The following is a 13,099-nucleotide window of genomic DNA, read 5'->3' as shown; positions in this document are numbered from 1 at the left end:
TGATAATTGCCTTCTATTTTTTGCGAGCCATGTTGATGGTCATTCGAAAACTGCTGTTAGCTAGTTTAATTGTACTGCTAGGCACTGAAAATGCCTTTGCAGAGTCACGCGAGGAAATTGAAGCGCGCATCCGCGCACTCAATACCGAGCTTTATCAGCTGCGCCAGCAGCTACAACACGTTGAAGAACCAACAGCAAACGAGTTCACTTTCCGCCCCCAGCTACTTCCCGAAGAAGAGGCACTTGAGGACCTCAGTGATCGCCGTCAGCTGGAGCAGGAATCATCACGCAACCCGTTTGCGATTACGACTCACCGTACCAACTATCTTTTGCCCGTTAGCTATAACACCAATCAGAATACCGAAAACTTTCGCAGCATTTCTGAAGACTCCGCACCTAATGATGTCGAAGTGAAATTTCAGTTTAGTGCCAAGTTCAACCTAGCTCAGGATGTGTTTGGTGATATTGGCGACGTCTATTTTGCTTACACACAGCGTAGCTGGTGGCAAGCCTATAACACCGATGCCTCCTCCCCCTTCCGGGAAACCAATTACGAACCTGAAATTTTTATTGATTTTGATAACGCGTGGAGCGCGTTGGGCTGGGTCAATACACGTAATCGCTTGTCCTTTATCCATCAATCCAATGGCCGTTCAGACCCGCTTTCACGCAGCTGGAATAGAGTCTATTTGGAAAGTACGTTTCAGCGCGGTGATTGGGCACTTTCATTAGCGCCACATTGGCGTGTCCCTGAGTCTGAAAGCGACGATGACAACCCAGACATTGATCGCTTTGTTGGCTATGGCGACCTACGTTTGGCAAAACGACTTAATCGTAACCACGAAGTAGCTGGACAACTGCGTGGCAACCCGAGCGCTGGCAATTACGGCACCCAGATAGACTACAGCTGGCCTGCGTTCAACAATGTCCGTGCTCATGTGCAGTATTACTACGGTTATGGAGAAAGCATGATTGATTACAACAATCGCGTCCATCGCCTTAGCATCGGCTTTAGTTTGAATCCCTTGTTCAGTGCGACTGGGCTGAACCGTTAGCGCTTGAGGTTGTCTTATAGTTAACGGCTGCTATGCTTGAGCTGTACTTATTTATATTCACTCGTCAAAGGATGACATCATGGCCAAACGTAATACTGATACTTCTGCTCGTGCTGACCAGCTGAAGGAAGACCTCCGCCACCTGAGTGAAACTGTCGAAGAGTTGATGAACGCTACGTCCAAAGATGCCAGTGGCGAAATGCGCGACCTTCGAGAGCGTGCTGAAAAGCGCTTGAAAGATACACGAGCGCGCCTAGAAGCACGTGGTGAACGACTTTATGAGGACACCCGTGAAACATTATCTCAGCAAGTTGACTGCTGTGATCGTTACGTACATGAAAACCCATGGGCTAGCATTGGTATTGGTGCTGCCGCGGGCTTAGTAGTGGGTATGCTTCTCGGTCGTCGCTAATGGCGTTAGGGCCTACACAACGCGTCTTCTCTGCTGCCAAACGCCTGCTGAAATCATTAATTGCCAATGGTGAAACTCGGCTCCGTTTGGCGGTTCTAGAATTAGAAGAAGAACGTGCTCGTTTACTCACCCTGCTCTTGCTGGCAGGGGCTAGCTTATTGTTACTGCTATTAGGCGTCGCGACACTCACTGCGCTGGTGGTAGTGCTGTTTTGGGATACCTATCGGCTTACTGCGATCGGCGTTAGCGCAGGCGTGCTTATTGCCATCAGTTTTTTGTTGGCAGTAGCAGCCATGCGTCAAGCGAAGCAGCATACGCTACTAAAAGAAACACTTAAGCAACTTGCCGCTGACCGTGCTCTGCTGGAGGTTAATGAGGATGACTCGTCCCAACACCGTCAATAAACCTCTTAGCCGAGCAGAACGTAAAGCTTTGCTGTTAGCTGAATTAGAACAGCAACGTATCGATATTTTAGTGGATAGCGATACGCTGACGAACGCTGCTTCACCCTTAGACAGTAACTGGCGTAGGCTCAAGCTGCCCTTGTATATAATCGGTGGCGTTGCTGCCGTGCGTATTTTTCGCCATCCTGGTGGCGCAATGGCCGTTGGCAGAAAAGCCCTAGCAAGCTATATGCTGGTACGTAAGCTGAAGTTATTAGCCAAAGTGGCGAGCTAGCTATTTACTGTCAACACACTCCGCTATTAGCTCGTTGAAAGGCGTTAAGCTGGGCCGTTTTATAAGCGTTTTTTTATACGCTATTCAGTCACGGCCCAGTTTTCTTTGCTTATTAGCATGATTGCCCACAAGCGACACCGCTCGCCCAAGCCCACTGAAAGTTATATCCTCCCAGCTCCCCCGTTACATCTAGCACTTCACCGATAAACCTAAGTTGTGGAAGGTCTTTTACTTCAAACGTTTTTGATGAAATGGTTTCCGTACTTACCCCTCCCATGGTCACCTCTGCTGTACGCCAACCTTCCGTGCCGGATGGTTTTAACTGCCATCGGTTTAATCGCTGTGCCCAACTATCAAGCGCATCGTTGCTGTACTCTGCTAAAGGGTTGGCAAGATTGGCATCCGGGTACCATTCCAACAGCGCTTGTGCAAAACGCTTTGGAAAACGCTCCCCCAGCCAAGTGGACAGCTGGCGTTTAGGCGCCGTACGGCGTGCGTAGCGCAATGCGTCAGCCGCCTCTTCACTGGGCAGTAAATTAATATCGATAGCATCGCCTGGTTCCCAAACGCTGGAAATTTGCAGCATCGAAGGGCCTGACAAACCACGGTGAGTAAATAGCATTGGTTCATTAAAGCGTCTCCCGTTACAGCTAACCTCGCACGGCACACTAACGCCAGAAAGGATTGCCGCTCGCTCTTTCCAACTATCGCTCAAGGTAAACGGCACCAATCCAGGGCGAGTAGGCAAAATCTCTAATCCAAACTGACGGGCGATCTCATAACCGAACCCTGTCGCCCCCATCGTGGGTATCGACAACCCCCCGGTAGCTACCACTACCGTACCCGCATCAATACTTCCCATCGAGCTAGTTAAGCGCATGCTATCCCCAACCCTTTCTACTTTAGAGATTGAGGTACTAAGCGACACTTTAACGCCTGCCCATTCACATTCGGTGAGGAGGACGCGAACTATTTCTTTAGCAGAGTTCTCACAAAAAAGCTGCCCTGGGGCTTTTTCCACATACTCGACGCCATGTCGCTCCACCAGCGATACAAAATGCTCAGGGCGATAACGTTTTAATGCGGAAATGCAAAAATAGGGGTTTGAAGAGTAAAAGTGCTGAGGCGTGGTATCCAGATTGGTAAAATTACAGCGACCGCCCCCAGACATCAAAATTTTCTTGCCTGGCTTATTGGCATGATCCACGACCAGCACACGACGCCCTGAATACCCTGCTTGAGCAGCACACATTAAACCAGCGGCACCTGCACCAATAACGACGACGTCGTAGACCATATATTAGGCTCCCAGGATAAAAAAGAGAGGCATCTTAACAGGTAAATAGCGCTCAATTGCTGTACATTAAAAAGTAGATGTACAGATAACGTACATTTATTTAAGAAAATAGCATCGCCTGCCCTTTTATGCTCTGACGCGGCAGAGTTCTAAGTGATACTACTACGCACTTTTGATAATGCTGAGACGCCTATGTTTGTTTGTAAACGTATCTTTTCTGTTTTATTAGTTACCTTGTTAGGGACTAGCCCTTTATTGGCACAATCCCCCCCCAGCGTTATCGGTCACTACGCCGCCATAACCACCTGGTCTGATCCACTTGAAGCGTTAGGCACTCTAAATGCTGATGAAAGCGTGACACTTTCCGCTACGGTGACTGACACGATTGCTGAAATAAATTTTGAAGATGGTGAGCAAGTAGAACGCGGAAGGCTGTTAATTCGTCTGGAAGATGCTGAAGAGCAGGCTCAATTAAGGGCTGCCCAAGCGCTTAATGATGAACGTCGCAATGCATTGGGCCGAGCAACCCAACTGCAACAACGTAACCTTGCCCCTCGTGCTGATGTAGAAGATACCCAGGCTCGTTTACGCCAATCGCAAGCCGACGCACAAGCGTTAGAAGCCAGGTTGTCAAATTATCGCTTACATGCCCCGTTTAGCGGGCGTGTTGGCTTTCGCAACGTTAGTGTCGGTGCGTTAGTGACACCCGGTACGGCGCTTGTCACACTTGATAAATTAGATGTCATGAAACTCGACTTTACAGTGCCTGAAGTATTTTTGGGACGTTTGTCCACTGGCCTCAAGCTAAGTGCTACGACGGCAGCATTCCCTGAAGAAATCTTTAGCGGTGAAATTTCCAGCATTGGCACTCGTATTGATCCCATAACCCGCAGCGTTAGCGTTCGTGCTGAAATGGTAAATCCAGGGCTTCGTCTGCGGCCTGGTATGTTAATGGAAGTCGTGGTTCAACAGCGTATTCGCGATACGCTTGTTCTACCTGAAGCAGCGATCGAACCCAGTGGCAACCGTCACTTTGTTATGTTAATCGAGCGACCTGACGATGTGCCCCGGCTAGAGCGTCGAGAAGTCATGATCGGTGAGCGAAGAAGCGGTGACGTAGAAATACTTGAGGGTATTAGCGCAGGCGATTTGATAGTGATTCATGGGTTACAGCTCGCTCGAGATGGCCAAGAAGTCCGTTTATTAGGCATCGCCGATGAAGAAACGGGTATTCGCTCGCTGTTAGAGGCTGACCGCTAATGCGTTTATCCGACATTTCAGTTCAACGCCCAGTGCTGGCAATGGTGATTGCTGCTCTGATTATCGCGTTTGGTTTACTGGCACTGAACCGGCTGCCGCTACAAGAATATCCAACGGTTGATCCTCCCATCGTTAGTATTGATACCCGTTACCCTGGCGCATCAGCAAGCGTTGTTGAAACACGCATTACTCAAGTGTTAGAGGACCGTATTGCCGGGGTAGAAGGCATTGAGTTGATTACTTCGCAAAGCGAGGATGGTCGTTCGCGAATTGAAATTGAATTCGCTATCACTATGGATATCAACGCTGCTGCCAATGATATCCGCGACCGTATCTCAGGGGCGCTGCGCAACCTGCCAGATGATGCTGATAATCCTGAAGTCACCAAAGCTGACAGTAGCGAAACGATTGTTATTTGGCTCAGTCTCTCCGGAGCGGATTACTCCATTACCGAACTGACAGATTATGCAAATCGCTTTCTGGTAGACAGCCTATCGGTGCAGCCCGGCGTGGCAAGGGTACGTGTCGGCGGCGGACGTGATTACGCAATGCGCGTTTGGCTGGACCGCAACGCGCTAGCAGCTCGAGGACTGACCGTCGGAGATATCGAAGATGCTCTACGTGCTGAAAATGTTGAGCTACCCGCAGGGTCAATTGAGTCTGAAGATCGCCAATTTATCGTACGCTTGCCACGTAGCTTTGCGACCGCTGATGATTTTCAGCAGATTGCGTTAAATGAGGGTGCCGATGGCTACCTAGTACGATTGGGCGATGTCGCTCGCGTCGAGATAGGCTCGGTAGAGGATCGGTCTGTATTTCGTGCCAATGGAGTCCCTATGGTGGGATTGGGCATGATCATGCAATCAACCGCAAATGTAGTGGAGTTATCTGAAGCTGTACAACAAGAGCTTGAACGGCTCCAAGGTACGTTGCCTGAAGGCATGTCATTAAGTCTCAACTTCGATGCCTCAGTGTTTGTTTCCGGTGCCATCGAGCAGGTAGTAATGACGCTGTTTATCGCCATGGGCCTGGTCGTTGTGGTGATGTTTATGTTCTTAGGAAATCTACGCACCACGTTGGTCCCTGCCGTGACAGTGCCTATTGCTGTCATTGGGGCTTTTACCGCCCTGGCAGCCATGAATTTTTCGATTAATCTACTCACGCTATTGGCGTTGGTGCTGGCGATTGGACTGATTGTTGATGATGCCATTGTAGTGCTTGAAAACATCAATCGGCGGATGCACGACTATGGAGAAACTCCCCTAGTCGCCGCATTTAGAGGCACACGCCAGATCGCCTTCGCGGTTATCGCTACCACGCTAGTTCTAGTGGCCGTTTTTGTCCCCCTCAGCATGCTGCAGGGGGATATTGGTCGGCTATTTTCAGAGTTCGCACTTACCATGGCGGCAGCAGTTGTTGTCTCAACACTGTTAGCCCTTACCCTTACGCCAATGATGGCTTCTAAAATACTCAAGCCAGGCATGCACGATAGCCGCATTGGTAAAGCCGTTCAGTGGTTGCTAGCGGGCACCCAGCGTCGGTACCAGCGCGCATTAGAAATCGTACTAACACTTAAGTGGCTAGTCGTCGCACTATTTTTCCTATTAATAGCAGCCACTGCTTGGCTAGCAACCGAGCTGCCTAATGAATATACCCCACAAGAAGATCGTGGCAATTTCATTGTTCTTGTCAACGGTCCTGAAGGTGCAACATTCGACTACATGATGGACTACATGGATGAAATAGAGACTAGGCTGACCCCCTTTGTAGAAAGTGGTGAGCTTGAACGAATCGTGGTTCGTGCACCACGCGGTTTTGGTAATATCGAAAATTTTAACAGCGGTTTTATTATCGTTAACATGGCCGACTGGGGCAGCCGACGTAGCGCTTGGGAAATCATGGCCGATATTCGCCAACAACTACGTTCACTACCGGGTGTCCAAGCCTTTCCCGTTATGCGTCAAGGCTTTGGACAACGCACACAAAAACCTGTGCAATTCGTACTTGGAGGTGGCACTTACGAAGATTTAGCACGCTGGCGAGACACATTGATTACCCACGTTCGTGAAAACAACCCACGCATTACCGCGATCGAAAGTAATTACGATGAAACACAACCTCAGTTACGCGTAGATATCAACTACGAACGCGCTGCAGCGTTAGGCGTTACTGTCACTGAAATAGGCCGCACGCTTGAAGTACTGCTAGGAGGGCGTAACGTTACTCGCTACGTGGATGACGGCGAGGAGTATGATGTCATTCTTGAGGGCGACCGCAGTGGCCAAAACAGCCCAAGTGCGCTGAACAACATTCAAGTGCGCTCAGCGCGTTCAGGAGAACTGATTCCACTGGCAAGCCTAGTAAGCCTGTCTGACTTCGCTGGTGCTAGCACATTGAATCGCTTTGATCGTGTTCGCGCCATTACCATTGAAGCCAACTTAGCGGATGGTTACCCGCTAGGTGAAGCGCTTGAGTACTTACAGCAAACTTCTGAGAGCGTACTGCCTGAAGAGGTACAAACAAATCTTGCAGGCCCTTCCCGCGACTTCCAACAGGCCAGTGGTGCCACTATGTTTTTATTAGTGCTCGGTGCTGTGGTGGTTTTTCTGGTACTCGCTGCTCAGTTTGAAAGCTTAATTCACCCCTTTGTCATTATGCTGACTGTTCCACTCGCTATGAGTGGTGCGCTGCTTGCGCTGCTGCTTAGCGGGCAGTCACTTAATATATATAGTCAGGTAGGCTTAGTACTGCTCATTGGCCTTGCCGCTAAAAATGGCATCTTAATTGTTGAGTTTGCCAACCAGCTACGCGATGAAGGACAGGCGTTTCGCTCTGCCTTAATTGAGGCATCAGTAACACGCCTAAGGCCAATCCTAATGACAGCGGTAACCACCATGGCAGGCGCAATACCGCTGATATTATCAAGCGGCCCTGGCGCAGAATCACGGTTGGTTATCGGCACAGTTATTATGGCAGGTGTCGGCTCTGCGACCGTGTTTACTCTGTTTGTAGTCCCCGTCGCTTATGACCTTCTTGCACGCTACTCAGGCTCTCCAGGGGCAGTTAAACGCCAGCTAGAAGAAGAGATAGCCAGCGCCCCCACTGCTCATCATAGGCCGCTTGATACTCCCGAGCGTTAACGCAAGACCATGCCAAGATGGCAAGCTCCCTCGCCTACCCTCAACACACAAAAGGCGCCACACAGGCGCCTTTTTAGATCATGAAGATAAGCTAACTGACGTATTAGTCACAGTCACCAATACGCTCACCCTCAATGACGGTCTTCATGCTCAGCTCACCCATTGGCGACTGTGTGAATATATCCACATTGCCTTCAATCTGCTCACCCATAAAACGCATTTCGCCATCGATAGTCGCTTCACCGCCATCGGCACGGCATACCATGCTGTAGGAAAGACCATCGGCATTCATATCCTGGTTGAGCAGCTCGCAGCCCTCTTCCTCTTCAATGAAGCCAAACTCAGCGCTGTCTAGCTCTTCTTGGGTGATGCACTGACGCTCGGTCTCTGTTTGATCTGGGATTTGCATGTCGCCACTCATGCTGGTCACGCTGACAAACTCCCACTCGCCAGGCGTGACGTTAGGGGTTTCTGCCTGAGCAACCATCGGGAAGGCCAAAAAGGCCGCTACTGCCATGTATCGTTTCATCATCGCACTCATCTCTAGGTGGCTTTAAGGAATACGTTATTATCCTACCTGATTCATTACTCACATGCCCTACCGAGCAGGCACGCTGCTACACTATTACCTTATGACTTATTATTGTCGGGAAGGTTATTCTCAGGCCCCGAATACTCGTCACTGCACGCTGCCAACCGCCACGCCCAGGACAATGGCGCTTGAACCAACCCATTACTATTTCACTTCAGCGCTTTTCACAGACTGAACCTTTCATAGACACAGACTGAACCTTTCATAGACACAGACTGAACCTTTCATAGACTAAGCATTAACGATCACATCAAGGGGAAATAGCCATGCAAGATGACGCGCTTGTAAATCATGACTTTTACTGCCCCTACTGCGACACACCCCTGACGTTTGTGATTGACACCTCTCAAGGTAGTCATGACACGTGGGAAGACTGTCATCAATGCTGCGCACCGATTCAATTACACATTATTGTTTCGCTGATGACCGGTGAGCTAGAAGCAGTACTCATCGGTCGAGACGACGATGTGCTTTAGTTTGAATACTCTAACGCTAGTACCTAAGCGCTATCGGCTTGGCGCAGTAGCGCTTTACGTTTTGCTTCACCACGGCGCATGAAGTACCACGCAATAAATGTCGCAAGCGATACCGCCAGAATAATCAGTGTTGCCAGCGCATTGATCTTAGGCGATACCCCCATGCGCACCGATGAAAACACCACCATTGGTAACGTATTCGCTCCTGGGCCTGACACAAAGCTGGCAATTACTAGATCATCTAATGAAAGGGTAAATGCCAATAACCATCCTGCTGCTAATGCAGGTGAAATAACCGGCAGCGTAATAAAGAAGAAAGTCTTCACCGGCGGCGAGCCTAAGTCCATAGCGGCCTCTTCAATTGAGCGATCAATTTCACGCAACCGCGCTGCCACAACCACCGCCACATAAGCACTACAAAACGTCGTATGCGCGATCCAGATAGTCGCCATACCGCGATCCGCCGGCCAGCCAATCAATTGTGCCATCTGCACGAATAACAATAATAGCGATAGCCCCGTAATAACTTCCGGCATTACAAGCGGCGCAGTCACCATACTCGACAGTGCCGTCTTTCCCCTGAAACGGCCATAACGCGTCATTACAAACGCGGCTACCGTCCCCAAACATACCGCCATACTGGCCGCGAAGAAGGCAATTTTTAGGCTCGTCCATACGGCAGAAAGGATCTGCTTATCACGGAATAATTCGCCATACCATTGCGCGGAAAACCCAGCCCATACCGTCACTAACCGTGAGGAATTGAAGGAGTAAACCACTAACACAACCATCGGCAAATAAAGAAACAACAGGCCCAACACCAACATCACGGAAGAGAAGCTTGGGCGTCGACGCAGTCTCATCATTATTCAAGCTCCCGTGATTGATAGCGATGGAACCAAACAATGGGAATTAACAATAGCAATAGCATCACCATGGCTAACGCCGAAGCCACAGGCCAATCGCGATTTAAGAAGAACTCTTCCCACAGCACTTTGCCGATCATCAACGTATCGGGCCCCCCTAGCAGCTCAGGGATAACGAACTCTCCCACTGCAGGAATAAACACCAGCATAGAGCCTGCAATAATTCCGCCCATAGAGAGCGGCAGTGTGACCTTAATAAAGGTATTCAACTTACGCGACCCTAAATCAGAAGCGGCTTCTAACAGTGAGTTATCCAACCGCGTTAGATGGGCATAAAGCGGTAGTACCATAAACGGCAAGTAGGCATACACAATGCCGATGATGACAGCAAACTGGGTGTTCATCATGCGTAATGGTGAGTCAATCACCCCTATTCCCATTAATAGGTTATTAATCAATCCGCTATTACTTAAAATACCCATCCATGCATAGACGCGAATCAAAAACGAGGTCCACGACGGCAGCATCACTAACAGCAACAAAATAAGCTGCCAGCGCCCAGGAGCACGCGCCATCGCGTACGCCATCGGGTAACCAATCAGCAAACAGGCGACTGTTGCTACAAACGCGGTTTTTATCGACCCCCAGTAGGCCGCCACATAGAGAGAATCTGACAACAAAAACAGATAGTTGCCCAGATTCAAAAAGATATTGAGCGTTTGGTCAGCATACTCAACGAGCGGCCCATAGGGAGGGATAGCAATTGCCGCTTCTGAAAGGCTTATCTTGAGGACTAGCGCAAACGGCAGTAAAAAGAACAGCGTAAGCCACAAAAGAGGCAGCGCGATAACGGCACGGCGTCCTAGTTGCAGCCGCTTTACGAAGCCTGTAATGCGAGCTGGCATCATGATAGGCAATCTCCTGTCAGCCACTGAGACATTAGCGATTCAGCACAATAGCGCTGTGGTCTTCCCAATAGACATAAACGCTATCCTCCCAGGTTGGGCGATCACCACGTCGCTCCGTATTGGCCATACTCACTTTTATCATTTGCCCAGAAGCGGTACGCACGTAGTAAAGCGAGTAACCTCCCAAGTAAGCAATATCATCCACTTTACCTGCTTCCCAGTTGTACGCAGCGGATGGCTGCTCACGGGTTAGCCAGATTTTCTCTGGGCGCAGTGCAGCCCATACGCGTCGATCTACCGCCTGCGTTGTAATGCCATGATCAATGTAGATCGGACGAGACAAGGCGGGTGATGCAATACGACAGTGATCCGCAGCGTCTTCGACGATCTCACCTTCGAAGATATTTACCGTACCGACAAATTCCGCCACCATTCGACTCGCCGGACTTTCATAAATATCGACCGGTGAACCCACCTGCTCTATCCAGCCGTCAGCCATAATGGCGACTCGATCAGCCATGGTCATGGCCTCTTCCTGATCGTGAGTCACCATGATGCAGGTAACACCCACTTGCTCAATAATCTCGACGACCTCGAGCTGCATTTCAGTGCGTAGCTTTTTATCAAGCGCCCCCATCGGTTCATCCAGCAACAGTAATTTGGGACGTTTGGCCAGCGAGCGTGCGAGCGCTACCCGTTGACGCTGGCCGCCAGACAGCTGGTGCGGCTTGCGCTTAGCGAAGCGCTCCATATGCACCAGCTTGAGCATTTGCGCCACACGTGCGTCGACTTCTGAAGCGGTTAGCTTGTCCTGCTTGAGTCCAAACGCGATATTTTGGGCTACCGTCATATGAGGAAATAACGCGTAGGATTGGAACATCATATTGATTTGACGCTTATGTGGCGGCATAGAAGTGATCTCTTCACCACCTAGCAGAATCCGCCCTTCGCTGGGCGTTTCAAACCCCGCGAGCATACGCAACAACGTCGATTTACCTGACCCAGACCCACCTAGCAAGGCGAAAATTTCACCGCGCTTTACCTGCAAATTAACATCATCGACTGCAAGCGAATCGTCGAAGCGCTTACTTAAACGCTTTACCTCAAGCACGATATCTTCTGCAAACCGTGGTGTTTTTCCCTGGGCACGCTGAGCGGCAGCAGGAATCACCGAAGGAGAAGATGACGACTCGTTCGACAGGGGCGTAGTGACCATTCGCCACTCCCATCAAAGGGCCCGGAAACCGGGCGTTAAAAAGTGACAGCGAGCCTCGCAGACGCTTGGCTCGCTGTTAGATGCTGGCTAAATTAACGGCCTGATTTGACGCGGTTCCAGATACGCGTACGCGCGCGCTGAACGTCTTGAGGCTTCTCTACCGCAACGTAGAGGTTCTGCATGACATCCGTTTCAGGATATACGGCAGGATCATTTAGCAACTCGTCAGACAGGTACTCATTTGCCGCTGCATTAGGGTTGGCATAGCGCACATATTCACTAATTTCAGCCGCAATTTCTGGCTCTAAAATAAAGTTGATAAACGCGTGGGCATTTTCAGTATTCGGCGCATCTGCTGGAACGGCCATCATATCAAACCACAGCGCAGCGCCTTCTTTGGGAATGCTGTAAGCAATGGTGAAATCACGTCCCGCTTCTTCAGCACGGTCGGCCGCCTGGAAAATATCGCCAGAATAACCTGCTGCTACGCAGATATCGCCATTTGCTAGGTCGGAAACATAACGAGACGAGTGGAAATACGTAATGTTGTCGCGGATGTTAGCGATTAGTTCGCCAGCCGCTTCAAGATCTTCAATGTTTTCACTCAGTGGGCTAAGGCCAAGGTATGCCATAGCGGGAGAAAGCATTTCATCACCAGAGTCTAGCATGGCTAATCCACAGCCAGCATCGCTAAGCTGTTTAGTAATGTCTGGATCGAATAACAGTGCCCAGCTATCCACGGGCGCATCATCACCTAAAATGTCGGTGACACGATCAACATTGTAACCAAGGCCATTGGTGCCCCACATATAAGGCACAGAGTACTCGCTACCGCTGTCGATACCTTCCAGGTTACCCATTAACTCAGGATTAAGGTTGTCCAGGTTGGGTAACAGCTCATGGTTCAGCGGCTGATAAACGCCAGCTTTTAACTGACGCGTAAAATAATGTGTAGAAGGAACCACTACATCATAGCCAGAACGACCCGATAAAAGTGCCGCATCTAGGATTTCATTGCTGTCATACACATCGTAGATCACCTCAATACCGGTGCGCTCGGTAAACGTTTCAAGCGTTTCAGGGGCGATATAGTCAGACCAATTATAAACTCGCACTTCATTCGCTTGGGCACTGGCAGCCGCTACGGCAAAAGAGAGGGCCGTAACGGCCACTGAAAGTTTGTGAATATTCCCCATCTC

13 protein-coding genes are annotated in these 13,099 nt (G+C 49.9%); 7 read left to right on the top strand and 6 right to left on the bottom strand.

Annotated elements, in window-relative coordinates:
* The first annotated feature begins 35 nt into the window (after positions 1-35).
* From CR46_RS0104205 to CR46_RS0104190, 4 genes are all read left to right on the top strand, one after another.
* Positions 36-1,055, top strand: coding sequence for a phospholipase A (locus CR46_RS0104205; RefSeq protein WP_030070258.1), 1,020 nt, complete (start codon positions 36-38; stop codon positions 1,053-1,055).
* Positions 1,056-1,134: 79 nt separating this feature from the next.
* On the top strand, positions 1,135-1,467 hold the full coding sequence (locus tag CR46_RS0104200; RefSeq protein WP_030070257.1) for an ElaB/YgaM/YqjD family protein: 333 nt from the start codon (positions 1,135-1,137) through the stop codon (positions 1,465-1,467).
* On the top strand, positions 1,467-1,871 hold the full coding sequence (locus CR46_RS0104195; RefSeq protein ID WP_030070256.1) for a phage holin family protein: 405 nt from the start codon (positions 1,467-1,469) through the stop codon (positions 1,869-1,871). Before CR46_RS0104200 ends, CR46_RS0104195 begins: the two co-directional genes overlap by 1 nt.
* Entirely contained in the window at positions 1,846-2,145 is a 300-nt protein-coding gene (locus CR46_RS0104190) for a YqjK family protein (protein WP_030070255.1), read from the top strand. Before CR46_RS0104195 ends, CR46_RS0104190 begins: the two co-directional genes overlap by 26 nt.
* 112 nt (positions 2,146-2,257) lie before the next feature.
* Here CR46_RS0104190 and CR46_RS0104185 read toward each other — a convergent pair whose 3' ends face one another.
* Complete coding sequence (locus tag CR46_RS0104185) at positions 2,258-3,442, bottom strand: BaiN/RdsA family NAD(P)/FAD-dependent oxidoreductase (RefSeq protein WP_030070254.1); 1,185 nt, start codon at positions 3,440-3,442, stop codon at positions 2,258-2,260.
* A gap of 192 nt (positions 3,443-3,634) precedes the next feature.
* On the opposite strand from CR46_RS0104185, the gene CR46_RS0104180 reads away from it, so the two are divergent.
* Together CR46_RS0104180 and CR46_RS0104175 are read left to right on the top strand one after the other, a co-directional pair.
* Positions 3,635-4,702: an efflux RND transporter periplasmic adaptor subunit gene (locus CR46_RS0104180; RefSeq protein ID WP_030070253.1), complete on the top strand. Its 1,068-nt coding sequence runs from the start codon at positions 3,635-3,637 to the stop codon at positions 4,700-4,702.
* Positions 4,702-7,842 (top strand): efflux RND transporter permease subunit, encoded by a 3,141-nt coding sequence (locus tag CR46_RS0104175; RefSeq protein WP_030070252.1) that lies wholly within the window; start codon positions 4,702-4,704, stop codon positions 7,840-7,842. The genes CR46_RS0104180 and CR46_RS0104175 overlap by 1 nt, the downstream gene beginning before the upstream one ends.
* 103 nt (positions 7,843-7,945) lie before the next feature.
* Here CR46_RS0104175 and CR46_RS0104170 read toward each other — a convergent pair whose 3' ends face one another.
* Positions 7,946-8,374, bottom strand: a complete 429-nt coding sequence (locus CR46_RS0104170) for a DUF3617 domain-containing protein (protein ID WP_030070251.1) — start codon at positions 8,372-8,374, stop codon at positions 7,946-7,948.
* A gap of 326 nt (positions 8,375-8,700) precedes the next feature.
* Between CR46_RS0104170 and CR46_RS0104165 the strand changes: the two genes are divergently transcribed.
* A complete protein-coding gene (locus tag CR46_RS0104165; RefSeq protein WP_030070250.1) occupies positions 8,701-8,910 on the top strand; it encodes a zinc ribbon domain-containing protein in 210 nt (69 codons plus the stop codon).
* A 23-nt stretch (positions 8,911-8,933) separates the two neighbouring features.
* Here the strand turns inward: CR46_RS0104165 and CR46_RS0104160 are convergent, their stop codons facing one another.
* The 4 genes from CR46_RS0104160 to CR46_RS0104145 form a co-directional block, all read right to left on the bottom strand.
* Complete coding sequence (locus CR46_RS0104160) at positions 8,934-9,776, bottom strand: ABC transporter permease subunit (protein WP_030070249.1); 843 nt, start codon at positions 9,774-9,776, stop codon at positions 8,934-8,936.
* Positions 9,776-10,684, bottom strand: coding sequence for an ABC transporter permease subunit (locus CR46_RS0104155; RefSeq protein ID WP_030070248.1), 909 nt, complete (start codon positions 10,682-10,684; stop codon positions 9,776-9,778). Before CR46_RS0104155 ends, CR46_RS0104160 begins: the two co-directional genes overlap by 1 nt.
* 31 nt (positions 10,685-10,715) lie before the next feature.
* Positions 10,716-11,900: an ABC transporter ATP-binding protein gene (locus CR46_RS0104150; protein ID WP_030070247.1), complete on the bottom strand. Its 1,185-nt coding sequence runs from the start codon at positions 11,898-11,900 to the stop codon at positions 10,716-10,718.
* 92 nt (positions 11,901-11,992) lie between these two features.
* Positions 11,993-13,096 (bottom strand): polyamine ABC transporter substrate-binding protein, encoded by a 1,104-nt coding sequence (locus tag CR46_RS0104145; RefSeq protein ID WP_030070246.1) that lies wholly within the window; start codon positions 13,094-13,096, stop codon positions 11,993-11,995.
* Positions 13,097-13,099 lie beyond the last annotated feature (3 nt).

It is taken from the genome of Vreelandella neptunia (assembly GCF_000712975.1).
In the GTDB taxonomy this organism is placed as follows: domain Bacteria; phylum Pseudomonadota; class Gammaproteobacteria; order Pseudomonadales; family Halomonadaceae; genus Vreelandella; species Vreelandella qaidamensis.
The sequence above is the reverse complement of the archived record's forward strand: the minus strand, read 5'-3'. Positions and strand labels throughout refer to the sequence as shown.